Genomic DNA, 24,717 nt, shown 5'->3' on the forward strand with positions numbered 1-24,717 from the left:
GAATAGAATCAATTACTTTAGAGGTTTATAAATTCTGGTGGAGTGCCAGAGATTGCAATCGAACACATGATACCTATTTTAACATTTTTTGAAAATATAAAATGAAGTGGTGAAGTTTTGGGAATTTACGTTCGGGTGGGAAATTGAAGCCGAAAGGCTCAACTAAAACACAAAAAATTCAACCGAAGCACTGCGCTTGAATCATGTGCTTCAACTCGTCTGAGTCAAAATCTGTGTAGACGGAACGTTGTTTTTTTTTCCTCTTGTATTGTAATTGTGTTAATCCCGTTTCAAATTTTTTTGCTGTTATAAATTCAAGTTTCTGTTCAGGCCTTCTGTCCTTAAAAAGTCTTGTTCCATTGCCTAATAAAATTGGTATGACCGAAATTGTAAAATCGTCTATTAAGTCGTGCTTCAATAATTCATTTATTACTTCAGCACCACCGTCACAATATATATTCTTTCCTTTTTCAGACTTCAACCGTTTAACTAATTCGGTGATATTTCCGGTATAAAAAATTGTTCTGCCTACTTGTGGTCTTTCTGTTCTTGTTATGACATAAACATCTCTCTGACCGTTGTCATAATGAGATGAACCGATTTCTTTTAATACATAATCATAGGTTTTTCTTCCAATAATTATTGTGTCAATTTTGGATATAAATTCTGAATAGCCATAATCCTCTCCTTCTTTTTCTACAAGTTTAAGGAAGGTTAAATCATCATTTGGTTTTGAAATGTAACCATCTAGGCTCATTGCAATGAAAAGTGATATTTTTCGCATCTGTTTTAAATTTAACGTTTCTGCAAATTTACTTTTAGGCAGACAATTATACTTTGTAAAAATGCGACAAATTAAAGTAGTGATGGTAAAAGCCCGGTATTACGCTTGATTTCATTACAAAGGTGTGAATGATCATAATAACCACACTCATAAGCTATATCTAATAAGCTCTGATCTTGCTTGGAACTTTTGATTACACGTAAAGCATTCTGAAATCGAATAATATTTGAATATTCTTTTGGTGATAATCCAATGTGTTTTTTAAAATTTCGCTCGAGTTGTCTTACGGTTGTGAAGTTTTTTTTTGATAATTCATAAATACTAATTTGCCCGTTTGTTAAATGTATATCATTGATAACTGGTTGTAATTGGCTGTGTTTGATTTTTACTCTTTCGGAATAGAAACGGTCAAAGTAATGGAATGGGGTGTCAAATATTTTATCAATATCAAATGAATTGTATTTTTCAAATTCAACGGTATCGTTAGTCAACTCGTTTTGCGAAGCATACTTATAGAAATTAGCAAAAGTTGCAGGTTTTAGGCATACACCAAGTAAATGTGTATCGCAGTTAATAAAGCTGTCTTTAAACGAATTCATTGCACCGACTATATAAGTTTTTCCAAACTCCATAGAAACTGAGCCATTGTCCGTCAAACAAGTATCTCCCAAATTTATTAGTATACCAGCACAGCCATCTGGAAAAACCCGTTCCCTTTGAGGTTCAACATCGTTTCCTTTCAGTTCCCAATAGAAATGAATAAAAGGTTCTAAATCTTTATAAGGTTTTATTATTTTATACTCCATCGGTTTCTTGGTGTTGTTCGATACAATGTTGATATGTTATAAATACCTAATACGATGTATTATGTATCTTGCTCGTTATAGAAGTACATTCACTACGTCATCAAACATAAGGTTTTACAATAGTACAAAAAAAAAGATATTTTTTTAACACAGTAAAAATTTTGAATTTGATCCGTAAATGTTAACTAATTTGTAGAGTATGAACAAAAAAAACGCCAATGTCATCCAATGGCGTTACTTGTCTTTATGTGGGCTGTCAGGGACAGTAATCGAACACTTGATACCAATTTTGACGTTTTTTGAAAACCTAAAATAGTATAAATGTGAAAAAAAAAACGCCATTGTCTTCCAATGACATTGTTTGTCTTCTTGTGGGCGACGGGGGTTCAAACCATGAAATTTACTCCGTTTAAAATATTACAGTTTATAAAATACAATTCGAGTTTAGCACCGCTATGAAAACCATTAAATTTTTATAAAATTTTTCTTATTTTATTTTATCACAAAAGAAAATATCCTTTACCGCACAGCAAAACCAATACACCTCAATTGTAGAATCAAGAAGTAATTTGATTACTATCTGACAAGGCAGACGGCAGCAGACTGAATTGTTAAGGGACTCAAAGAGTAAGGACTTTGTTCTAGCTACAACATAACAATGCAGTTCCTAGTAGGAACTGCATTGTCTTTTTTTTAAAATATTATGTAAAACTAAAAAAGAAAGAAATATGAGATGTAAAATATTTATAATGTAAACATACACTAATCCAAATTAAAAATCTGACCTAAATGTTCCTCCATAACAAAATAGGGATCATTAGTTTGGGTTACGGATCTTATGTGAATTAAACTGGTTTTACTCATCATTCTTAACATTTGTCGACGCTCACATTTTAAAATTTCCCCATTTTCTTCCCGTTGACCAGCTACAAAAGCATTTCTACCATGGGCACATAAGTGATTGTTGACAAAAATCAGGTCTCCGGAATTAGGAATGTACTCACTATTGATAAGCTCCTTTGCCTCGTTCCAGAATTCTGTTAAATTATAAAGAGTCTCAGGAGTTTGTCCTGCATTATCGTTAAATATTTGTTCCGCAGCATCAAAACGTATAAAGGGAAACTTCTTATTTCCATATAAAACAGAAGTGGTAGGACCTACCGTTGCATCTTCATCATAATTGGCATCTTTTGGACATTGATAAATAGCTTCAAATAATTTTTCCATTGTCTCATTAATTGCTCCATGAGAACGGATGGAATATAAAGAGGAAGGAACTTTCTCTTCATTTCTTAAATACAGAAAACTTAAAAAATCGGCCTGATTATGTAAAAAAGCATCCTCAGTATGTACATACAGATCCGTTTTAGACCCCGAACCCGTTTGTGTTGCAGCCATTTTTAATTTACTTAGATAATGTACCGCTTACCGCAAACGGAGAGGTAAATTATCCAAGTATTAAAGAATTTCTCGAATCAAGAACTTTAGCTTAAGTGTCGTTACAATAATTATAAAATAAAAAAGACCTCTATCATTTCGAATAGAGGTCTTCTTTATTAGACAAGAAAAATTAAAACTTAAATGTTAAATTTGCTAAAATTGTTGTAGGTGGTTGTGGAGCTCCCCATGTACTCCAATATTTCTCATTGGATATATTATTAATCTTGATTCCAACTCTCCAGGTTGGTTGTTCATAAAATACTGTGCTATTAAATACAGTATAGGAAGGAATATAAAAAGTATTAGTGGTGGACATGTAGCTTTCATCAACATAATTAGCCCCAAAGCCAATCCCTAACCCTTTTAATTTATTTTGTAATTTATAAGAAGTCCAAAAGTTCCAAACATTTTCAGGCGCATCAGCTGCCTTATTACCTTCAAGAGATGCTGTAGCCGATTTTACAATACGATTATCATTATAAGCATAGCCAGCAATGATATCTAAGCCCGCAATTGGATTTGCAATTAACTCAAAATCCCAACCTTTACTGACCTGTTTACCGCCTTGCTCATAAGTTAAATCAGCAAATCTCATTACAGCATTGTCATTCGTAATATTGTAATAACTTACCGTGGTGCTTAATTTTTTGTTGAAGGCTTCTACTTTTATACCTCCTTCATATTGATTAGCATATAAGGGGTCCAGCACTAATTGATTGCCATCGGGCTGATTTACCGGAGCTAAGTTTTGAAAACCGTTCATGTAATTTCCAAATAGTGAAACCTGATTTTTTACAACCTGATAAACCACGCCTAGTTTTGGAGATAATGAAGTTTGATTGTATGCCGGTGTAGTTCCGCTTTCCTTACGATCAAAATTATCTATACGTAAACTTAGCATAATCGATAATCTGTCTGCCATACTAATTACATCTGAAGCATATGCACTAAAAGTATGTTCATTTCTACCCGCTCTTATTGTAGGTGCCAGCAACACAGCATCAATTTCATTTTTTCTGATTGGAGCAAAATTTGTTGCACCATCAATGGTTCTAAAAGGTGTTGCAGGAGTAGGAATCGTCGAGAAAGTATCGGTATAATACCTGTAATTGATTCCCGTCAATAATTTGTGCTTTAAAGGACCTGTTGTAAATTCACCATTAATATTTTCTTGGATATTGGTGTAATTACTTGATATTGGACCAAAAACAGTGGCACGAATCGTTGCTGTAGTTGGAGAAGTCCAAGTAGGCGAAACCTGATAACTATACTCAACATCCTCCCCTACAAAAGAAAATAAAGTAGTTGATTTCCAGTTTTCAGAAAACCTATATTCTCCTTGAACAAAAGCCTTTGATGCCGAAGATTTAGCGTCGGCATCTTCATGAACTAATGACTTTTTGTAATCTAATTTTATATCACCAGGATTAGTTATTCCTGAAGTATTTGAAACTGCAGGATATAATGGTTTTGTGTTATTACTATTAAACAATTCGGCATCTATATTAAAAGTAAGTTTTTCAGAAGCTTTATAAGTAAGACTAGGTGTAACTTCTAGGGTTTTATTAAAGCCATAATCTAAAAAGCTTTTTTCTTTATTGACAGCTACATTAAGCCTAAAAAGAACATTTTTATCTTTTGTTAAAGGTGTATTTATATCAGCAGTAAGACGGTTTAAACCAAAACTTCCAGCAGTATACCCTATTTCTGTTGCTGCTGTTTCAAATGGTTTTTTTGTAACCAAATTAACTACTCCTCCAAAGGAAGATGCCGATGACCCGAACAATGTTCCCGATGGTCCTTTTATTATTTCTATTCTCTCAACGTTTGCAATACCAACTGAGGAACGACCAGATAAAGTTTCCATACCATTTCGGGAATTAATTCCAACGGTAAACCCTCTAAATATCGCTGCGAATCCTCCCGAAGGATAACTAAGCGGGACAACTCCCGGTGAATTCCTAATAGCGCTACCTATTTCTACTATAACTTGATCTTGTAATAATTCTTTGTGGATTACACTATAAACCTGTGGGTTTTCTAGATTAGATATTGGCATTCTAGCAACATACTCTGTTTTTTTAGAGAAGATGCTTTTTTTACCACTTACTTTAACTTCTTGTAACTCTTTATTTGAAACATTGAGTTGCAAACTAAGAAATGTAGTCTTATTTGCTGTAACAATTACTTCTTTTTCCAGAGTTTCATACCCTGTTAACGATACTTGTAAGATGTAGTTATTGGGTTTTATTCTGTTAAATTCAAAAGTACCATCTTCATTAGAAACTGTTCCATATTTTGAGTTTTCAAGAATGATGTTTACTCCCACAGCTTCTTCACCATCAGACGTTGTGATTTTTCCTTTTATTTTACCATGATTTTGTTGTCCAAAGGAGGAAAAGACTGTTAACAAGAAGCTGATTACCAACAAAAACTGTAATTTTCTTTGATAAAGATATTTCATTGATTTTTAAATTTGATTAAAATTATTATTTTTATTTAGAATTAATAAAAATACACAAATGTAGAAATTAATAACAGTTTAACAAGTAATACTCATCTTTTTTTTACAATAAATCGGGTTGCTCTTACACTGCAGTACTTCTTGACAACTGCATTATCTTATTTAAACCAACCAAAAAGGGGTTATCAACGATGGTCTGAAGAATAATCGTTTTGGGTTAACAATGTTCTTTTGCCTTTGAAATTCGTGCTTTATAGAATAACAAAAAAAGCTTCACAGGTGCCAATCAATATTGTTTGGAAGTCGTTTGTTTATTTCATATAGTAAAGGAAAATTATTTGGATGGTCATTTATACATTCTATTTTGATGGAATACTCATCGTGACAGAATGAGATTTCCAGGCCCTTATGGAACTATTTACGAACCATTTTTTGCAGGATTTGAAGAAATTGGCTCTAACTACGTAGTGTTTGAAGGTTCAAAAATAGTTCGTAAAGTCAAAACATATTCTTATTTGGTTGTTCTGTTTTGTAGTAAACTATCTATTAATGAATCTAAAAACAGTAAACAATTAATTCCTTTAAAAATAATATCTACTTTTACTTAAAATTTAATGCTTTATTCTTTTGAAAAATATATTAATCATTGATGATGAAGACAAACTAAGAGGTTTACTTACTAGAATCATAAAATCGGAAGGTTTTGATGTTATGGAAGCAGGTGATTTAAAATCAGGTTTCAAAAAATTAGAAATGAACAATATTGATGTCATTTTATGCGATGTAAAATTGCCCGACGGAAATGGTGTTGAATTTCTTGAAAAAATTAAAACCAATTTTCCATTAGTCGAAGTGATTCTATTGACTGCTTTCGGGAAAATTGCCGATGGTGTTCAAGCCATGAAAAACGGTGCTTTCGATTATATCGTAAAAGGTGACGACAACGATAAGATTATTCCGCTTTTATACAAAGCTATAGAAAAATCGCAATTGCAGAAGAAAGTAAAACAACTCGAAAAACGTATTTCTGATAAATATTCCTTTGATACTATCATCGGAAAATCAAAAGCATTGGAACAAGTTATTGATTTGGCTAAAAAAGTAGCCAAAACTGATTCGACCGTTTTATTGACGGGTGAAACCGGAACGGGAAAAGAAGTTTTTGCACAAGCGATTCACGAAAACAGCAATCGAGTTGGTAAATCTTTCGTGGCCTTGAATTGCAGTACGTTTAGCAAGGAAATTCTGGAAAGCGAATTATTCGGACACAAGCAAGGTGCTTTTACAGGAGCTTTGAAAGATAAAAAAGGATTTATTGAAGAAGCTAATGGCGGAACTTTATTTCTTGATGAAATTGGTGAAATGCCAATCGATTTACAAGCCAAGCTGCTTCGCGTTTTAGAAACTAACGAATACATTCCTGTTGGAGAAACGACATCTAAAAAATCCAATTTTAGATTAATTGCTGCAACCAACCGTGATTTAAAAACCGAAAGCGAGAACCATAATTTCCGTTCGGACTTGTATTTCCGGTTGAATATTTTCGAAATTATTATTCCGCCATTACGTGAACGAATAAAAGATATTTCGCCTCTAACGAGTTATTTTGTGAAGCAATTTTCAGCTAAAACCAATAAGAAAGAACTCCAAATCTTGCCTGATTTCCTTCAAAAATTAGAAGCTTATCATTGGCCAGGAAATGTTCGTGAGTTAAAAAACATCATAGAACGCTCGGTAATTTTAGCAGATGACACACTAACTCCAGAAGTTTTGCCTTATGAAATGCAACACATTCAGGACAATTCTAATAAAACAATGTCGGCTTTCTCCATGCAAAGTATCGAAAAATTGCACATTCAAAAAGTGCTCAACTACACCAAAGGCAATAAGGCTGAAACTGCACGATTATTAGAAATCGGAATCGCTACTTTATATCGCAAATTAGACGAATACAATATTCATTAGTTTTACCGCAAATTCGCAAATTAAAAAGACTAAAATTAATTTGCGAATTTGCGGTTATTCTAAATTTAAATCCTTCCAAAACGATAAAAGCCTATCAAAATGATAGGCTTTTTTATGCTCCATTTTTGGCACAACAATTACAAACACAACATCTGCAACAACTTAACAATATTTTCTTTTTATTGGAACAGCTTTTGGCATCAGGCGAATGAACATAAAAATTCATTCTTATGAAAAATCAAGTTACCAATATTTACAAACAAGCCGAACGATTTGCTGAAATTACAAAATCAGCTATCGTTTCAGGAAATATTGTACGAGCCAAAAAATGCTTGGCTTTAGCCGAAAAATTATTTGCTACCGGAAGCTCCGAAACTAAAAATGCCATTTCTAATGTCTATGTTTTCTCGGTTTCTACTTTTATGGAACTGCGTCATTGCAATATCTCCAATCTCTTTCCTCAATCGCTCAAGGCGGAATATCTCAAACAAATAAACAGTTCTGGAGTATGATGGCAATTATCCTTTCTGTAAGCGGATTGATTTATTCGCCTTGTTTTTTAAAATGATTCAATTCTATGAAAAATCTAAATTATGATACCACTTTTCATCATCGCCATAGCGGTTTTTATTTACATCTGCTATGTTTTAATTAAACCCGAAAAATTCTAAATATGAACTCTGAAATACTCGGAATTATCGTTATGTACGGATTGGTTATAATTTTAGCCATTCCGCTAGGTCGTTACATCGGTAAAATATTCAATTATGAAAGCACTTGGTTGGACAGAATTTTTAATCCAATCGATAAACTATTCTTTAAGATTGGTGGCATCGATCCATTCAAGGAAATGAACTGGAAACAGCATTTGTTAGCTCTTTTGACCATCAATGGGGTTTGGTTTATCATTTCGATGTTGGTTTTAACCAATATGGCTTGGCTGCCATTTAATCCAGATGGAAATCCGTCCATGAGTGGCGATTTGGCATTCAATACTTCTGTTAGTTTTGTAACCAATACCAATTTGCAACACTATTCCGGCGAAAGCGGATTGTCCTATTTAGGACAATTAACGTTGATGCTTTGGCAATTTATCAGTGCAGGCTGTGGAATGGCAATTTGTGCCACAGTTTTTATGGCTATGAAAGAGAAAACGTCTGCAACTTTAGGAAACTTCTATAGTTTTTTCGTGAGATCTTGTACCAGAGTTTTATTGCCTTTGTCATTTATAGTAGCCATTATTTTGGTGCTGAACGGAACTCCAATGACATTTGAAGGTAAAGATACCATTACCACTCTTGAAGGCAATGAACAAAATGTCAGTCGCGGACCAGTAGCAGCTTTTGTCGCCATCAAACAATTAGGAACTAATGGCGGAGGATTTTACGGTCCAAATTCATCAAATCCTATGGAAAATCCGAATTACTTGACCAATATCGTTGAGAATGGTTCCATCTTTTTGATCCCGATTGCAATGGTTTTTGCACTAGGATTTATCTTGAAACGTAAAAAGTTATCATGGACCATTTATGGCGTCATGACTTTAGGTTTTCTGATGCTGTTAATTCCTGCCGTAATTAGCGAAGTCAATGGAAATCCTGCTATTTCCAATATGGGAATTGCCCAAGATATGGGAAGTATGGAAGGAAAAGAAGTGCGATTTGGTGCTGCTGCTTCCGCAAATTGGGCTACTTATACAACAGTTACAAGTAATGGTTCTGTAAATGCAATGCACGACAGCATGATGCCAATTGCAGGAATGACAACACTTCTCGGAATGATGATCAATTGTTTTTATGGCGGTGTTGGCGTTGGATTTTTGAACTTTTACATCTTCATCATTCTCGCAGTTTTCATCAGTGGATTAATGGTTGGAAGAACTCCTGAATTTCTCGGAAAGAAAATTGAAGCCAAAGAAATGAAAATCGCCATGATGATTGCCTTGTTGCATCCTTTTTTAATCTTGGTTGGAACTGCTTTAGCAAGTCATTTATATGTTGGAGACCCAGTAGCATTATCCGGTTGGTTGAACAATCCAAGTTATCATGGATTTAGTGAAATGCTTTATGAATTCACCTCTTCTTCCGCCAATAACGGAAGTGGATTTGAAGGTTTGGGTGATAATACGCCGTTTTGGAATATCGCTACAGGAATTGTAATGTTGTTTGCACGATACTTACCAATCATCGGACCTGTTGCCATTGCTGGAATGTTGGCCCAAAAACAATACATTCCAGAAAGTAACGGAACTTTAAAAACGGATACTTCCACTTTCGGATTGATGGTTTTAGCAGTGATATTTATCGTAGCTGCTTTATCGTTCTTTCCAGCTTTAACTTTAGGTCCAATCGCTGAATATTTTTCGGCTAAATAATTAAAATATCATGAGTAAATCTCAAAATAATTTATTTCAAAAAGAGTTGGTTAGCGAAGCCTTCAAACAGTCTTTCGTGAAACTCAACCTCAAAATTATGTTCAAAAATCCAGTAATGTTTACTGTTGAAATTGGAACAGTCATAATGTTTTTTGTCTGTCTTTGGATTTTATCCGGAGAAGGTTCACAAGGAAGTTTTGCCTATAATTTCACCGTTTTTTTAATCTTATTTTTAACCTTGCTGTTTGCCAATTTTGCCGAAGCCATTGCCGAAGCAAGAGGAAAAGCACAAGCCGATAGTTTGCGAAAAACCCGAGAAGAAACACCAGCCAAATTAGAAAACGGTCAGACCATTTCTTCTGCCGAATTAAAAAAAGGAGACCTATTTGTTTGCGAAGCTGGCGATATTATTGCAACAGATGGTGAAATCATTGAAGGTTTGGCAACCATAGACGAAAGTGCCATTACTGGCGAAAGTGCTCCGGTAATTCGTGAAGCTGGTGGCGATAAATCATCAGTAACTGGAGGAACAAAAGTATTATCCGATAAAATAAAAGTAATCGTAACTTCTGAACCTGGCGAAAGTTTTTTGGATAAAATGATTGCCTTGGTGGAAGGTGCAAGCCGTCAAAAAACACCAAACGAAATCGCCTTAACGATTTTATTAGCCGGGTTTACATTAGTGTTCATTATCGTAACCGTAACGTTGGCTCCATTTGCAAAATATGCGAATGCACCAATCACGATTGCAGCTTTTATTTCGCTTTTCGTATGTTTGATTCCAACCACTATTGGCGGATTATTATCAGCTATCGGAATTGCCGGAATGGACAGAGCTTTACGTGCCAACGTAATTACAAAATCGGGAAAAGCCGTGGAAAATTCCGGAGACATTGACGTTTTGCTTTTGGATAAAACGGGAACCATCACCATTGGAAACCGAAAAGCGACTTCTTTTTATCCAACAAATGGCGTTTCACAGGAAGATTTTATCAAATCGGCTGTGTTGAGTTCGCTTGCTGATGATACGCCAGAAGGAAAAAGTATTGTTGAACTTGCTGGACAAGAGGTTGCCAATAAATTATCAATCGAAGGTGCAACTTTAATCAAGTTTACTGCCGAAACCAGAACTTCTGGTGTGGTTTTGAAAGACGGCACCAACATTAGAAAAGGTGCTCAAGATGCTGCGAAAAATATCGCACTTCAAGCAGGAAATTCGTTTCCTGAAGATATTGCACAAAAAGTAATTGACATCTCATCTAACGGTGGAACGCCTTTGGTTGTCATCAAAAACAACCAAGTACAAGGGGTAATCGAATTGCAGGACATCATCAAAACTGGAATGAAAGAACGTTTTGAACGCCTACGCAAAATGGGAATCAAGACGGTTATGGTTACGGGTGACAATCCGCTTACGGCAAAATTTATCGCAGAAAAAGCTGGTGTCGATGATTTTATCGCTGAAGCCAAACCTGAAGATAAAATGAATTACATCAAAAAAGAGCAAGCTGAAGGAAGATTGGTAGCGATGATGGGTGACGGAACAAATGACGCTCCTGCCCTAGCACAAGCCAATGTTGGTGTAGCCATGAACAGCGGAACTCAAGCTGCAAAGGAAGCTGGAAACATGGTCGATTTAGACAATGATCCAACCAAATTAATCGAGATTGTAGAAATTGGGAAACAACTTTTAATGACTAGAGGAACGCTAACGACCTTCTCCATTGCAAATGACGTTGCTAAGTATTTTGCTATCATTCCGGCACTTTTTATCACAGCGATTCCTGCATTGCAGGGTTTGAATATTATGGGATTACACAGTCCGGAAAGTGCTATTTTATCGGCAGTTATTTTTAATGCAATTATTATTCCGTTTCTGATTCCTTTGGCTTTACGAGGTGTTGCTTATAAACCAATTGGTGCATCGGCTTTGTTGCGTAGAAATTTATTAATCTACGGAATTGGCGGTATGATTGTTCCGTTTATTGGAATAAAATTGATTGATATGGTAGTGTCGATGTTTGTGTAGTTAAAGTAATTAGAAAAATAGAAATCATGAAATGAGCTTTTTTGCGAATTACATAACACCATTAAAAAAACAATAAATATATAGTTATGAAAGAAAATATAATACCAGCAATTAGATTAACATTGTTTTGTGCGGTGTTTTTCTCCGGAATTTACACGTTGAGCATTCTCGGAATAGCACAATTGTCTCCCAATCAAGGAAAAGGTGAAATTGTTACCGTAAACGGGAAAAAACAGCATATTAATGTGGCTCAAAAATTCACAGAAAACAAGTATTTCTGGTCCAGACCATCTGCTGTAGATTATAATGCTGCCGGTTCTGGAGGAAGCAATAAAGGCCCAAACAATCCTGAATATTTGGCAGAAGTACAAACCCGCATTGGTGCCTTTTTACATAAAAATCCATCCGTAAAGCGTAGCGAAGTTCCATCGGAATTGGTTACAGCTTCCGGAAGTGGACTAGATCCTAACATTTCTGTGAATGGTGCCAAAGTTCAAATTGAACGAATTGCAAACAGTAGAAATTTGTCAATGGGGAAAATACTAGAAATTGTTCAAAATAATACAGAACGCCCTCTTTTTGGAATGTTTGGACCTGCTAAAGTTAATGTTTTACAATTGAATATTGAATTAGATAAATTAAAATAAGTATTAAGAATTAAGATTGTGAATTTAAAACATAATTCTTTACAAACGGAATGCCTAGCCCAGATTGCTTCGCCAGTTCGGCTTCTAGCCTCGCATGCTGGATTAGTTTCAAATAAAAAATAAAATTAGGATGCGATTGCTTCGTACCTCGCTATGACAAATAAAATGAAAAAAATAGTATTTTCAGCTCTTATAACTATCGGATGTGCAACAATAAATGCTCAAGAAATAGATACAGCCAAAAGTCCGTTGACGTTTTCAGGTTATATTGAAACCTATTACAGTTATGATTTTGGAAATCCAGACAATCATGTTCGTCCCGGGTTTATTTATAGTCACAACAAACACAACGAATTAAACTTAAACTTGGGATTGGCAAAAGTGAACTATGCAAAAGATAATGTTCGTGGAAATTTGGCAATTATGACCGGAACGTATGCCGAATACAACTTGGTAGCCGAACAGGATTTGCTGAAAAATGTTTTTGAAGCCAATATTGGTGTGAAAATTTCATCAAAACATAATTTGTGGGTTGATGCCGGAATTATGCCAACTCACATTGGTTTTGAAAGTGCGATTGGGAAAGATTGCCAGACTTTAACCCGAAGTATTTTGGCTGATAATTCACCCTATTATGAAGCTGGAGTAAAAATTGGCTATACGTCTCCATCCGAAAAATGGTATTTGGCGGCGATATATTTGAATGGTTGGCAACGTATTCAGAAGATTGACGGCAATCAAACTCCTGCTTTTGGAACACAAATTATGTATAAACCAAGTGGTAAAACTACATTAAATTGGAGTACCTTTATAGGAAATGAACAGCCTGATGCTGACAGAAAATGGCGTTACTTTAATAATATTTATGGTCAGTTTCAGTTTTCTGAAAAAACCAATTTAACTGCCGGATTTGATATTGGTGCTCAACAAACAGTAAACGGAAGTAGTCATTATGATGTTTGGTATTCGCCCGTTTTGATTTTGCAACACCAACCAACTGCTAAAACTCAAATTGGGGTTAGAGGAGAATATTACCAAGATAAACAAGGTGTTATCATTGCAACTGGAGCTAAAAACGGGCTTAAAACTTACGGCTTTTCAACAAATTTTGATTATTTAGTTTCAGATAATGTGATGTTCAGAATTGAAGCTAGAAATTTATCCAGCAAAGATGATGTGTTTTTGAAAGATGGAAATCCAACTAATAGCAATACTTTTTTGACGACTTCGTTGGCGATTTCGTTTTAATTTTTTGCCACAGATTAATGGATTAAAAGGATTTTTGAAATCTGTGAAAATCTTTTTAATCTGTGGAAAACTTCATTGTTTAGTTTGTTTCAAAAGTGATTATGGAAAAACAAAATAACGCCCAGCATTTCCTTGATTTAATTCAGAAATCTCGAAAAGGAAAGTTTAAAATCTACATTGGTATGAGTGCCGGTGTGGGAAAAACGTTCCGTATGTTGCAAGAAGCGCATACGCTTTTGAAGAACGGAATCGATGTTAAAATTGGTTATATAGAAACCCATTTTCGGAAAGAAACCCATGAATTGCTTGATGGCTTGCCTGTAATTCCCAGACGAAGTATTTTCTACAAAGGAAAAAATCTCGAAGAAATGGATGTGCAAGCCATTATTAATTTACGTCCCGAAGTCGTGATTGTAGATGAATTGGCTCATACCAATATCGAAGGAAGTAAAAACGAAAAACGTTGGCAGGATGTTTTGGAGATTTTGGAAGCTGGAATAAATGTGATTTCCGCCGTTAATATTCAGCATATTGAGAGTTTAAATGAAGATGTGAAACGCATTAATGGCGTTGATGTTCAAGAACGCGTTCCCGATAATGTGTTGCGATTGGCGGATGAAGTTGTGAATATCGATTTGACTTCGGAGGATTTGATTTCGCGGTTGAAACAAGGAAAGATTTATACGCAAGATAAAATCCAAACTGCATTAGCCAATTTTTTTAAAACCGAACAAATCCTGCAATTACGAGAATTGGCTTTGAAAGAAGTAGCCAGTCAGGTGGTTCGGAAAGTGGAAAATGAAGTTCCTAAAAATTTGGCTTTAAAGCATGAAAAATTACTGGCTTGTATCAGTAGCAATGACAAAACCGCTAAAATCGTAATCAGAAAATCAGCCCGATTGGCAAGTTATTACAACGGTAGTTGGTATGTTCTATATGTCGAAATGCCAAAGGAAAGTCCCAACAAGATTGCGTTGGACAAACAGCGTCATTTGATTAACAATTTCAAATTGGCCACACAACTTGGTGCTGAAGTAATCAAAATCGAAAGTTCGAATATTACCGAAGCCATGCTGAAAATCGTGGAGCAAAAAGACATCACAACGGTTTGTATTGGCAAGCCGCATTTCAATTTATTTGAAGTAATTTTGTCTACAACTATTTTTAGAAGATTATTAAATAATCTATCGAAATCAAATGTTGATCTTGTAATTCTGTCTTGATATGAAAATTAAAACCAAATTAAACCTCGGTGTTGGGTTGTTATTTACCTTGATTATCATCCTTGCTTTGGTAAGTGCTTTTTATATTTTTTCGATTAAAAAAGACACTCAAAATATTCTGAAAGCCAATTATATAACATTGGAGTATTCCCGAAACATGCTTTCTTCTTTGGATGAAATTAATAAAGATGAACCTAAAGCCATTCATCTTTTTGACAGGAATCTCAAAAATCAACTCATTAACATTACGGAAGAAGGAGAAAAAATAGCGTCTCAAAATTTGCTGAACAACTTTAATCTTTTGAAACAAAATCCAAAAGATGAAAGTCTCAAATCGCAAATTCGACAAGATATTTTTGAGATTATGAAACTCAATATGAATGCGATAAAAATTAAAAGTGATATTGCTAAAGAAACTGCTGAAACTGCTAATTTTTCGATTGCAATTGTGGGAAGTTTGTGTTTTTTAATTGCTTTTAACCTATTGATCAATCTGCCCAATAATATTGCCAACCCTATCAAAGAATTGACGCTAAGCATTAAGGAAATTGCGAATAAAAATTATTCTGAACGGGTTCATTTTACCAATCATAATGAATTTGGTGATTTAGCAAAATCATTTAATACTATGGCTCAAAAACTAGAAGAATACAACAGTAGTAATTTGTACAAATTATTTTTCGAAAAAAAGCGATTGGAAACACTAATCAATAATATGCACGATCCAATTATCGGATTAGATAATGAAGCTATTGTTTTATTTGCGAATGATGAAGCTTTGAAAATAATAGGTTTAAAATCAGAAGATATTATTGGTAAATCAGCTTCTACCCTAGCCTTATCGAATAATTTGATACGGTCTTTAATTTTGAAAGAAAAAACTAATAATTCACAAAAAAAACAACCTTTAAAGATTTTTGCCAATGGAAAAGAAAGTTATTTTGATAAAGAAACCATTAGCATCACTATTACTCCAACTGGTGAAGAAAAAGAAATCAATGTAGGAGATGTTATTATTTTAAGAAATATTACCATTTTTAAAGAATTGGATTTTGCTAAAACTAATTTTATAGCCACCGTTTCACATGAATTAAAAACACCTATTGCCTCTATAAAATTGAGTCTGCAATTATTAGAAAATACATCAACGGGAACTATAAATGAAGAACAAAAACAATTGGTGGAAAGCATTAAAGACGATAGCCAACGGTTATTGAAAATTACAGCCGAATTACTCAATTTAGCGCAACTAGAAACAGGAAATATTCAGTTGAATATCGAAAAAAGTGATCCCAATGAAATTGTAAATTATGCTATTGATGCTGTTAAAATAAAAGCCGAACAGAAAAACATTCAATTAGTTACAGAAACTCCCGGAAATTTGCCAAATATTAGAGCAGATAAAGAAAAAACATCTTGGGTTTTAATTAATTTTTTAACCAATGCCATCACTTATTCCTCTGAAAATAGTACTATTATTGTAAAAGTAATTTCAGAAAATGATCAGGTTTCTTTTAGTGTGACTGATTTTGGTAAAGGAATTGATGCTCGTTATAAAAATAAAATTTTTGATAAATACTTTCAAATTCCAGGAAGCAGTAAATCTGGAACTGGTTTAGGACTTGCTATAAGCAAAGAATTTATTGATGCGCAAAATGGGTCAATCTACGTTGAAAGTGAACTGGGTCTGGGGAGTACATTTGGAATTTCACTACATGCAGTTTCCTGAAAAAGACATAAAAAAAACTCCTTATTTGCTTAAGGAGTTTCTTTGTGGACGATAAGGGTTTCGAAACATACAAGTTATATTCTGTTTAAAATGTTACAATTTACAGATACAATTCGATTTTAGTACCGCTATGAAAACTCTTAAATAATTATTAAAGGTTTCTTAGTTTATTTTCCCAAATAGACAAATGCACTTTTCTGTAGCAGCAAGACCAAATAAACATGGAAGGAATCAAAGACTTAGATATTGCAGTAACTATAACGTAACAATGCAGTTCCAAATTGGAACTGCATTGTCATTTTCAAAACTCACTAACGGGAGTTCTCAAGGGCGGTACAAAATTTCGGTACAGTTGTCTGAGGAATCTTTACCAAAGGCCTGCGGTCCTGAAGTAATACCAGCACGACAAACAAAGTCTGAAGGGGTGTCACTACAGTTCACTTCAACATCACAGTTCCCCTGATTGTTCAGGAGATATCCTGTTCTTTGGGCAGTACTGCTAGCTGCAGCGCTTTGCATCGCGGTAGTGGCAAAAGCCCCACTAATTCCTAAAATGGCCACTGTAAGTGGCATCATTTTTTTTAAAATCTGCGTTTTCATATCATAAGTATTTAAATGAAACATCGATCTACTTTTTTCTACAGGTGTTCGATCTTAATCCTGATACTGGCCAAGTATATTTTTAAGGACTACTCTTTTTTTTGGTTCCTTTTTTCAATTCTTTTTTGAGCAGAGTATTCCAGTTATAAACTGCTAAATGTGTCCCAAACAAAGCATAAAGATGCTCGTTGGCAATAAAAAAAGCACTCATTTTTTTTCCCGGTAGCCGATAAAGAGCAAAGCTAAAACGGTAACTTTTGTTTTCTAAATTATAAAGGTCTAAAATAGAGGCCTCCTGCCATAGTTTATCGTTTTCCAATTGCCCTTTTACCAGCGAGTGTACAAACAGCAGATGCTGTTCTAAAGCGGCATGTGCATTGACAATTAATGGTGGTGCAGCCATTTTTCGCTGCTGCTTGTTTTTTAGGTAGGCTATTTTTATTTTTGCCTGAGTTGTAGTATCAATGGTGTGTCCCCGATAATCCAATTCCAAATTATCTTTTCCTACCAGAAACACATTGCGGTAGTAATAAAGATATACCCATCTGTTCCAGGAGGCATTATATAAAAGCGTTCCATCTGTATCAAAAATACCATCTATTTTCTGTTGTAAAAGGGTCGAATCGTAGCGTACTCTTTTCCTTTGGACCGCGTCGAAAATACCCAAGATGTGCGCGCCATCCTGCCCAATATTGGATCGTATCACAAAAGCACCATTAGTCATCGAAACTGCTTTGGTAAAATAGGGACTGCCACGAAGTTCAGTTGTAATAACCCAATTGGACATATTTCCTTTATACATCCGTCCCACTACACCATCGACCAAATAAAAATACGGAGGTTGCAACAGTATTTTGACACTTTTAAAAAGAAGCTTTTTCGGAGCATTGGAAATACTGATGGACTTTCTGTTTTTCAATAGTGGATCTACACTCAATAGCTGCAAAGGATTACTATAATTGCCTAAATAAATCCTGTCCTTAGCAAAACCTGCAAAATAATAGGAATTGTATTTTAAATCTATACTGGATTGGAAGCTTACAGGATGTTGGGGATAGCGTCTTATAAAGGGATTATGATACTGCATGATGGCTTCAGAATACAGGAACAACGCAATCATAAAAGTGACACTAGTAACAAGGCTTATCACAATAATGTTGACAGTCCTTTTTTGCAGCAACCGAGTAGTCGCAGTGGGATTAAGACTAAGATAAAATACAATGGAGACAATAGCTAATAATACAAAAAAAAGATTGAACAGGAGATGGCTGTTCCAACTCATCTTTTCCAATATGCCACCGCAGGAACAGGGGACAAATGAAGTATAGTGCAGCACTATAAAAATATAACTGCTAAACAAAGTCATTAGGATTAAGGAACCTAAAAGACCAAAATAACGCCAGCTAGTCTTAAGCAAAGTCAACACTATAACTATCTCTGCGAAAGGGACGAGATAGGAAATCTCAAAAGCAAAGGCACTCAATAATGGAGATTGTCCCAACTGCACCTGAAAATTTTCAAAATCAAGAATTTTACTAATGGCTGCGTAGCTAAAAAGCAGAATGTACAATAGGACAATTATTGTTATAATGCGGGTTCTGTTTTTAACTCCAATTTTCATTTTAATCCGTTTTAAGAATTTTTCGTTCAGTACTTTTTCAAAAGTAGCATGGAATCAAACTATATAACGTACTCAAAACCAGCAAATAATTTTAAAAATCCTGCCAAATTATGAGGGAGGCTGAACTAAAAAAAGTGTTTACTCCCTATTGCTGACAGGAAATAAACACTATGTTTTTTAAGGGATTATTTTTCCTTTGTTTTTTTGAAACTATTTACAGTCTTCACTCAGGCTGGTGAGTTTTTCATTTAAGGCGACCAGTCCCGCTTTTTCCAAACAATCCTGAGCAATATTTTGCATGCCCAGTAACTCCTCTGGAGCTATACTTTTTAAAAGATCCGAAGGGGTTTCTTTTTGATTGATTCCCAGGCTGATCACATGGGACAATAACAATACTTCTTTACGTGAAATTTTCAGATCAATCTTCACCAGCTCACTCATACCCGGAATACTCAACACCGTATCATACACCTTGGCTACATCATTTGTTGTAATCATAATTCACAGTTTTAAATTAATACTCTTTTACATTACAAAAATAAATAGGCTAGATGAATTCATCCTAATCAAAATATGATGAGGATTGGTCAAGGCGCAAAGCTTCTTTAATTTAGTAGTAGCAAACGGAATAATGAACCTGATAAAATGTATGTTATGAATTTCAGAAATAGTAAGTTAACAATAAATGAAGCCAAAGAAACAGATCTTATAAATTACCTATCAAATCTGGGCTATGAACCTTCGAAAATAAGAAATAATGATTACTGGTACCGCTCTCCATTACGAAATGAAAAAAAAGCTTCTTTTAAAATCATTCGGAGGTTAAATCGCTGGTACGATCACGGTCTTGGAAAAGGTGGCAATCTGATTGATTTTGGAGTACTTTATTTCAACTGTAGCATTGAGGAACTCCTCCAAAATTCAAGTAGAAATTTTTCTTTTCAACAGCCAAAAATTCAGCAGACAGATTACAATACTATAAAAGAGAATAAAATTATAATTCATAAAGAAATGTCCCTTAGCTCCCCTAGCCTTTTAAGTTACCTACAACACCGTAGCATTCCAATTGAAATTGCACAACAGTATTGTGTAGAAGTTCGTTACACTTGGGCGAAAAAAAATTACTTTGGAATCGGTTTTAAAAATGATTTAGGAGGCTTTGAAATTCGTAATCCTTATTTCAAAACAAGCAGTTCACCCAAAGGAATTACCACCTTCTCCAATGGCAATATTGAGGTGATTGCATTTGAGGGATTCATGGACTTTCTTTCCTTCAAAGCCATGACCAAAAACCTTCCTGAAAAAAGTCAGGACTTTGTCATTCTAAACTCCATTACTTTTTTTGAAAGAGCACGTCCTTTCATGGAAAATCACGAATCAATCCGACTTTATTTTGATAGAGATGAAACGGGACAAAATTATACAATCTGTGCACTTTCTCTGAGTACTAAATATTGTGATAAAAGCCAGCTTTATAAAAACTACAAAGACTTGAATGACTGGACTATGAATTTTGGAAAAACAGAAGGAAGATCTTTGGACTTAAAATAAGATCTCACAAAGTCATTTCCTGAAGATCACAGATCAATGTTATAAAAAGCTGGAATATTAAAACTTACAGTAATTTGTAAATCATTAGAATCAGCTAAAAGATTGCCACGTTCCTGCAATCGGCAAGATGTCCGTTTGTTAAACAAACGAGATCTTGCTGCCTTTTTACTCGGAACTCGTTGGCAGTGGCTCTGAAATGAATAAAAGTTTGAAAAACACGAAAAAGATAGATGATGAAAGCAAAAAAATCAAACAGAACCCGCATTATTGGTTTACGACTATTAACCAGTGAATATGCCAAATTAGAAAAAGAATGGAATGCTTCAACTTGTAGAAAGCTAAGTGATTATGTACGTAAAAGACTTTTTCAGAAACCGATTGTAACCACTTACCGAGACGCTTCTCTGGATGATTTCATGATAGAAACTATACAGCTTAAGACAGAATTGAATGCAATAGGCAGCAACTTCAATCAGGCTGTAAAAAAACTCCATACACTTCAGCAAATTCCTGAATTCAAAGACTGGATTATCAACTATGATTTGCAAAATAAAATCCTTTTCAATAAGGTCGAAGAAATCAAAAAACACATTCAAAAAATTTCTGAAAAATGGTTGCAATAATTAAGACCGGGAACTCTATTCATAACATTTTTAATTACAATGAGAATAAGGTAAAGCAAGAAGTAGCAGCTTGTATTGGCGAAGGAAATTATCCTGCTGATGCTGACCAATTGAGTACAACAATGAAACTAAACAGACTGCTAAAACAAGCTGCTTTAAATGATAATGTAAAACGAAACAGTGTTCACATTTCATTGAATTTTGATCCTTCTGAATCTAATTTAACTAAGGAAAAATTAATGAATATTGCTAATACATATATGGAACAAATTGGTTTTGGGAAGCAGCCTTATCTGGTGTACCAGCACCATGATGCAGGCCATCCGCATATCCATATTATTTCAATTAAAATAAGAGAAGACGGCAGCAGAATTGACACCCAAAATATTGGACGAAATCAGTCCGAAACGGCCAGAAAAACAATTGAAAAATCTTTCGGTCTTACAGTCGCTGAAGGACGTGAAAAAAAACAAAATCAGAAACTTCAGCCCATCAGCATGGGAAAGATTGAGTATGGGAAAACAGAAACTAAAAAAGCAATAGCGAACGTTTTGACAGGGGTGCTGAATTCATATCGGTATTCGAGTGTTCCCGAACTAAATGCAGTATTACAACAATACAATGTGTATGCTGACCGGGGAAGTGGAAATTCGAGGATATTCCAAAAAAAAGGATTAGTTTATCGCATACTCGATCGAGACGGAAAACCAATTGGTATTCCCATAAAGGCGAGTGACTTCTACAACAAACCAACCTTAAAGTTTTTAGAAGAAAGATTTGTTGCCAATAAAACGAATAAATTATCCGATAGAAACCGAATTAAAAATACTATTGATTTGGCTTTTACAGGAAAAGGAACATCACTTCCTGACTTGATAAAAGTATTGAAAAAGGATGGAATTCATATCGTTTTAAGAAAAAACACCGAAGGCTTAATTTACGGGATAACTTATGTAGACCATAGTACTCAATGTGTTTTTAACGGAAGTACTCTTGGTAAGCAATATAGCGCTAAAGAGATACAAGAGCGTTGCAAATTAAGTACTGCTGGCAAACAAAAAAATTCAGACTCCTTGAGAGATCAATTACAAAAATCTGAATCTCCGAAAACGAATCAAGAAAATAAAAATACTTCATTTGATACTGTTTTATCTGGTAATTACGAGAAGCTATTTGAAAAAACAACCGAAATTCTAACCCAATCAGAACAGTCTACAGCTTATATTCCGAAACAACTGAAAGGAAAACGAAAAAAGAAAAAAAGAAGAGGACAATCTGATAATTAATAAAACTGGAAATCATGGCTATGCAAACTGGAGAAAACGAACAGGCTTTGAGGAAAATATTGGATATGGCACGATTCATCAGCATCATAATACTGGGAATCCACTTTTACTATTATTGCTATGCCGCATTTAGAGAATGGCATCTTGTGAGCGAGCTTGGTGATACCATTTTGAAAAACATTCTCAAAACTGGAATGTTCGGCAATTTTCATAAATCCAAACTCTTTGTGCTTGGATTTTTAATGATTTCTTTAATGGGAGCTAAAGGGAGAAAAGACGAAAAGCTGAACTACAAATCAGCCTTTGTTTATATCATAACAGGTATAATACTTTACGGTATCAGCTCCTTATTTTTTTACTTAAAAATGGAAATCACACAGGTTGCATTGATTTACATAGCAACGACTTCGATTGGATATCTTTTGATTCTTTCGGGTGGAACTTTGCTATCCAGAATTATCAAAAGCAAATTGAATCACAAAGATATTTTCAATAAGGAAAATGAAACCTTTCCACAGGAAGAACGACTACTGGAAAATGAATATTCAATCAATCTTCCCACTAGATATTACCTGAAAGATAAAGTTCGAAACAGCTGGATCAACATCATTAATCCTTTTCGCGCATTAATGGTATTGGGAACTCCCGGTTCCGGGAAATCCTATTTTGTGATTCGGCATGTGATTACACAGCATATTCGAAAAGGCTTTACAATGTTTATTTATGATTTCAAATTCGATGACCTTTCTAAAATAGCTTACAATACATGGCTGAACTACAAACACATTTATCCGGTAGTTCCTCAGTTTTATGTTATTAATTTTGATGATCTCAGTCGCACGCATCGCTGTAATCCCTTAGAGCCTTCTGCAATGACAGATATCACAGATGCCGCAGAATCAGCCCGGACTATTCTACTGGGACTCAATCGGGAATGGATTAAAAAACAGGGAGACTTCTTTGTGGAATCCCCAATCAATTTCCTAACGGCAATCATTTGGTATTTAAGAAAGTACAAAGATGGTAAGTTCTGTACCCTTCCTCATGTCATAGAGCTAATGCAGACCGATTATGATCAGCTCTTTACCTTACTTAGAACAGAAAAGGAAATTGAAGTATTAATTAACCCTTTTGTCAATGCTTATCTTAACGATGTGATGGAACAGTTGGAAGGACAAATTGCGTCTGCCAAAATCGCAATGGCAAGACTTTCTTCTCCCCAACTCTATTATGTCTTATCTGGTAATGATTTTAATTTAGACATCAATAATCCCGAAGAACCTAAGATTGTCTGCATGGGAAACAATCCTCAAAAAATACAGATTTACGGGGCCGTCTTATCACTATATGTTAGCCGTTTGATAAAACAGGTAAACCAAAAAGGCAAACAAAAAAGCAGTCTGATTTTTGATGAATTTCCAACTATTTATCTGAATAATATGGATAGTTTAATTGCTACGGCCAGAAGTAATAAAGTGGCGACCTGTTTGGGAATTCAGGACTTCAGTCAGCTACGCAAAGATTACGGTCGTGAACAGGCAGATGTGATTATGAATATTACCGGAAATATCATCAGTGGACAAGTAACCGGTGATACCGCTAAACAATTATCCGAACGATTTGGTAAAATTATGCAGGACAGAGAAAGCCTTTCCATCAATAGTAGTGATACCTCGATTAGCCGTTCTAAACAATTGGAATCAGCCATTCCTCCTTCCAAAATTTCTTCCTTAAGTTCGGGTGCATTTGTAGGTATGGTGGCTGATGATCCAGACTGTAAAATTGAACTCAAAACATTCCATTCTGAAATTATTAATGACCATGAAGCACTCAAAACTGAGCAGAATAATTATAAAGATATAGCCGTAGTTCGTAACATTGACAACAACATGGTTCAGCGTAATTATCTTCACGTAAAGCAAGATATTCAGGATATTATTCACTCAGAAATGGAAAGACTCTTAAATGATCCGGCCATGAATTACCTGATACTCAAGAAATAATTTTTAATTAGGTCATCAAATTTAGTAATGAACAAAAACTTATCGATCCATTTAGGATGATCTAACTAAACTACTTCATCGTTCATTTAATAACTTTTGCTGGACAATACTAGATTAAGCTATCAAATTCATTTGAACATTATACTGCTTACCAGCAGAATATATCTGAATTTTATAAATTAAAAAGGCCTTGATTTCTCAAGACCTTTCTTTGGTATAGCATCCTTTAATTTATTTAAAATTCCATCCTAATGTTATTCCAAAAGCCAGAGGTCTGATTTTTGCATTTTTATCAATACTGTACAAACCATTAGCTTTTCTTTC

General features: G+C 34.7%; 21 protein-coding genes. 14 read left to right on the forward strand and 7 right to left on the reverse strand.

The features are described from left to right. Window positions 1-178: 178 nt before the first annotated feature. From ABS764_RS02700 to ABS764_RS02715, 4 genes are all read right to left on the reverse strand, one after another. Window positions 179-784: a dihydrofolate reductase family protein gene (locus tag ABS764_RS02700; RefSeq protein WP_408079698.1), complete on the reverse strand. Its 606-nt coding sequence runs from the start codon at window positions 782-784 to the stop codon at window positions 179-181. 71 nt (window positions 785-855) lie between these two features. After that, window positions 856-1,590, reverse strand: a complete 735-nt coding sequence (locus tag ABS764_RS02705; RefSeq protein WP_408079700.1) for a DUF6597 domain-containing transcriptional factor — start codon at window positions 1,588-1,590, stop codon at window positions 856-858. A 762-nt stretch (window positions 1,591-2,352) separates the two neighbouring features. Then, window positions 2,353-2,988, reverse strand: coding sequence for a Fe(II)-2OG oxygenase family protein (locus ABS764_RS02710; protein WP_408079702.1), 636 nt, complete (start codon window positions 2,986-2,988; stop codon window positions 2,353-2,355). A gap of 172 nt (window positions 2,989-3,160) precedes the next feature. Continuing rightward, the gene (locus ABS764_RS02715) at window positions 3,161-5,494 is read right to left on the reverse strand and encodes a TonB-dependent siderophore receptor (protein WP_408079704.1); all 2,334 of its coding nucleotides are present in this window, start codon (window positions 5,492-5,494) and stop codon (window positions 3,161-3,163) included. Between the two features lie 389 nt (window positions 5,495-5,883). On the opposite strand from ABS764_RS02715, the gene ABS764_RS02720 reads away from it, so the two are divergent. From ABS764_RS02720 to ABS764_RS02765, 10 genes are all read left to right on the forward strand, one after another. After that, window positions 5,884-6,102 (forward strand): hypothetical protein, encoded by a 219-nt coding sequence (locus ABS764_RS02720; RefSeq protein WP_408079706.1) that lies wholly within the window; start codon window positions 5,884-5,886, stop codon window positions 6,100-6,102. Between the two features lie 19 nt (window positions 6,103-6,121). Beyond that, on the forward strand, window positions 6,122-7,459 hold the full coding sequence (locus ABS764_RS02725; protein ID WP_408079708.1) for a sigma-54-dependent transcriptional regulator: 1,338 nt from the start codon (window positions 6,122-6,124) through the stop codon (window positions 7,457-7,459). Window positions 7,460-7,689: 230 nt separating this feature from the next. Beyond that, window positions 7,690-7,971, forward strand: coding sequence for a DUF7674 family protein (locus ABS764_RS02730; RefSeq protein ID WP_408079710.1), 282 nt, complete (start codon window positions 7,690-7,692; stop codon window positions 7,969-7,971). Between the two features lie 81 nt (window positions 7,972-8,052). Then, on the forward strand, window positions 8,053-8,130 hold the full coding sequence (locus ABS764_RS02735; RefSeq protein WP_073246669.1) for a potassium-transporting ATPase subunit F: 78 nt from the start codon (window positions 8,053-8,055) through the stop codon (window positions 8,128-8,130). Between the two features lie 2 nt (window positions 8,131-8,132). Further along, complete coding sequence (gene kdpA, locus ABS764_RS02740) at window positions 8,133-9,833, forward strand: potassium-transporting ATPase subunit KdpA (protein WP_408079712.1); 1,701 nt, start codon at window positions 8,133-8,135, stop codon at window positions 9,831-9,833. A gap of 10 nt (window positions 9,834-9,843) precedes the next feature. Beyond that, a complete protein-coding gene (kdpB, locus tag ABS764_RS02745) occupies window positions 9,844-11,862 on the forward strand; it encodes a potassium-transporting ATPase subunit KdpB (RefSeq protein WP_408079714.1) in 2,019 nt (672 codons plus the stop codon). A gap of 86 nt (window positions 11,863-11,948) precedes the next feature. Further along, entirely contained in the window at window positions 11,949-12,509 is a 561-nt protein-coding gene (locus ABS764_RS02750) for a K(+)-transporting ATPase subunit C (protein ID WP_408079716.1), read from the forward strand. Between the two features lie 165 nt (window positions 12,510-12,674). Further along, window positions 12,675-13,757, forward strand: coding sequence for a porin (locus tag ABS764_RS02755; RefSeq protein WP_408079718.1), 1,083 nt, complete (start codon window positions 12,675-12,677; stop codon window positions 13,755-13,757). A gap of 101 nt (window positions 13,758-13,858) precedes the next feature. Beyond that, on the forward strand, window positions 13,859-14,980 hold the full coding sequence (locus tag ABS764_RS02760) for a sensor protein KdpD (protein ID WP_408079720.1): 1,122 nt from the start codon (window positions 13,859-13,861) through the stop codon (window positions 14,978-14,980). A 1-nt stretch (window position 14,981) separates the two neighbouring features. Beyond that, complete coding sequence (locus ABS764_RS02765; protein ID WP_408079722.1) at window positions 14,982-16,709, forward strand: sensor histidine kinase; 1,728 nt, start codon at window positions 14,982-14,984, stop codon at window positions 16,707-16,709. 324 nt (window positions 16,710-17,033) lie between these two features. On the opposite strand, the gene ABS764_RS02770 is transcribed toward ABS764_RS02765, so the two are convergent. From ABS764_RS02770 to ABS764_RS02780, 3 genes are all read right to left on the reverse strand, one after another. Continuing rightward, complete coding sequence (locus ABS764_RS02770; protein WP_408079724.1) at window positions 17,034-17,309, reverse strand: DUF6520 family protein; 276 nt, start codon at window positions 17,307-17,309, stop codon at window positions 17,034-17,036. A gap of 82 nt (window positions 17,310-17,391) precedes the next feature. Further along, on the reverse strand, window positions 17,392-18,930 hold the full coding sequence (locus tag ABS764_RS02775; RefSeq protein ID WP_408079726.1) for a MauE/DoxX family redox-associated membrane protein: 1,539 nt from the start codon (window positions 18,928-18,930) through the stop codon (window positions 17,392-17,394). 210 nt (window positions 18,931-19,140) lie between these two features. Next, window positions 19,141-19,428: a hypothetical protein gene (locus tag ABS764_RS02780; protein WP_408079728.1), complete on the reverse strand. Its 288-nt coding sequence runs from the start codon at window positions 19,426-19,428 to the stop codon at window positions 19,141-19,143. Between the two features lie 156 nt (window positions 19,429-19,584). Between ABS764_RS02780 and ABS764_RS02785 the strand changes: the two genes are divergently transcribed. From ABS764_RS02785 to mobC, 4 genes are all read left to right on the forward strand, one after another. Further along, window positions 19,585-20,481, forward strand: coding sequence for a toprim domain-containing protein (locus ABS764_RS02785; RefSeq protein WP_408079730.1), 897 nt, complete (start codon window positions 19,585-19,587; stop codon window positions 20,479-20,481). A gap of 233 nt (window positions 20,482-20,714) precedes the next feature. Further along, window positions 20,715-21,104 carry a plasmid mobilization protein gene (locus tag ABS764_RS02790; protein ID WP_408079732.1) on the forward strand — a complete coding sequence of 130 codons (390 nt, stop codon included), beginning with the start codon at window positions 20,715-20,717 and terminating at the stop codon, window positions 21,102-21,104. Further along, on the forward strand, window positions 21,092-22,390 hold the full coding sequence (locus ABS764_RS02795) for a relaxase/mobilization nuclease domain-containing protein (protein ID WP_408079734.1): 1,299 nt from the start codon (window positions 21,092-21,094) through the stop codon (window positions 22,388-22,390). The genes ABS764_RS02790 and ABS764_RS02795 overlap by 13 nt, the downstream gene beginning before the upstream one ends. Window positions 22,391-22,410: 20 nt before the next feature. Next, a complete protein-coding gene (gene mobC / locus ABS764_RS02800) occupies window positions 22,411-24,393 on the forward strand; it encodes a conjugal transfer protein MobC (protein ID WP_408079759.1) in 1,983 nt (660 codons plus the stop codon). The last annotated feature ends 324 nt before the right edge of the window (window positions 24,394-24,717 follow it).

It is taken from the genome of Flavobacterium plantiphilum (assembly GCF_046000495.1).
Taxonomy (GTDB): domain Bacteria; phylum Bacteroidota; class Bacteroidia; order Flavobacteriales; family Flavobacteriaceae; genus Flavobacterium; species Flavobacterium plantiphilum.

Coding starts and splice junctions, on each gene's coding strand:
- ABS764_RS02700 (WP_408079698.1), bottom strand. CDS start 784: ATGCGAAAAATATCACTTTTCATTGCAATGAGCCTAGATGGTTACATT.
- ABS764_RS02705 (WP_408079700.1), bottom strand. CDS start 1,590: ATGGAGTATAAAATAATAAAACCTTATAAAGATTTAGAACCTTTTATT.
- ABS764_RS02710 (WP_408079702.1), bottom strand. CDS start 2,988: ATGGCTGCAACACAAACGGGTTCGGGGTCTAAAACGGATCTGTATGTA.
- ABS764_RS02715 (WP_408079704.1), bottom strand. CDS start 5,494: ATGAAATATCTTTATCAAAGAAAATTACAGTTTTTGTTGGTAATCAGC.
- ABS764_RS02720 (WP_408079706.1), top strand. CDS start 5,884: ATGAGATTTCCAGGCCCTTATGGAACTATTTACGAACCATTTTTTGCA.
- ABS764_RS02730 (WP_408079710.1), top strand. CDS start 7,690: ATGAAAAATCAAGTTACCAATATTTACAAACAAGCCGAACGATTTGCT.
- ABS764_RS02735 (WP_073246669.1), top strand. CDS start 8,053: ATGATACCACTTTTCATCATCGCCATAGCGGTTTTTATTTACATCTGC.
- kdpA (WP_408079712.1), top strand. CDS start 8,133: ATGAACTCTGAAATACTCGGAATTATCGTTATGTACGGATTGGTTATA.
- kdpB (WP_408079714.1), top strand. CDS start 9,844: ATGAGTAAATCTCAAAATAATTTATTTCAAAAAGAGTTGGTTAGCGAA.
- ABS764_RS02750 (WP_408079716.1), top strand. CDS start 11,949: ATGAAAGAAAATATAATACCAGCAATTAGATTAACATTGTTTTGTGCG.
- ABS764_RS02755 (WP_408079718.1), top strand. CDS start 12,675: ATGAAAAAAATAGTATTTTCAGCTCTTATAACTATCGGATGTGCAACA.
- ABS764_RS02760 (WP_408079720.1), top strand. CDS start 13,859: ATGGAAAAACAAAATAACGCCCAGCATTTCCTTGATTTAATTCAGAAA.
- ABS764_RS02765 (WP_408079722.1), top strand. CDS start 14,982: ATGAAAATTAAAACCAAATTAAACCTCGGTGTTGGGTTGTTATTTACC.
- ABS764_RS02770 (WP_408079724.1), bottom strand. CDS start 17,309: ATGAAAACGCAGATTTTAAAAAAAATGATGCCACTTACAGTGGCCATT.
- ABS764_RS02775 (WP_408079726.1), bottom strand. CDS start 18,930: ATGAAAATTGGAGTTAAAAACAGAACCCGCATTATAACAATAATTGTC.
- ABS764_RS02780 (WP_408079728.1), bottom strand. CDS start 19,428: ATGATTACAACAAATGATGTAGCCAAGGTGTATGATACGGTGTTGAGT.
- ABS764_RS02785 (WP_408079730.1), top strand. CDS start 19,585: ATGAATTTCAGAAATAGTAAGTTAACAATAAATGAAGCCAAAGAAACA.
- ABS764_RS02790 (WP_408079732.1), top strand. CDS start 20,715: ATGAAAGCAAAAAAATCAAACAGAACCCGCATTATTGGTTTACGACTA.
- ABS764_RS02795 (WP_408079734.1), top strand. CDS start 21,092: ATGGTTGCAATAATTAAGACCGGGAACTCTATTCATAACATTTTTAAT.
- mobC (WP_408079759.1), top strand. CDS start 22,411: ATGCAAACTGGAGAAAACGAACAGGCTTTGAGGAAAATATTGGATATG.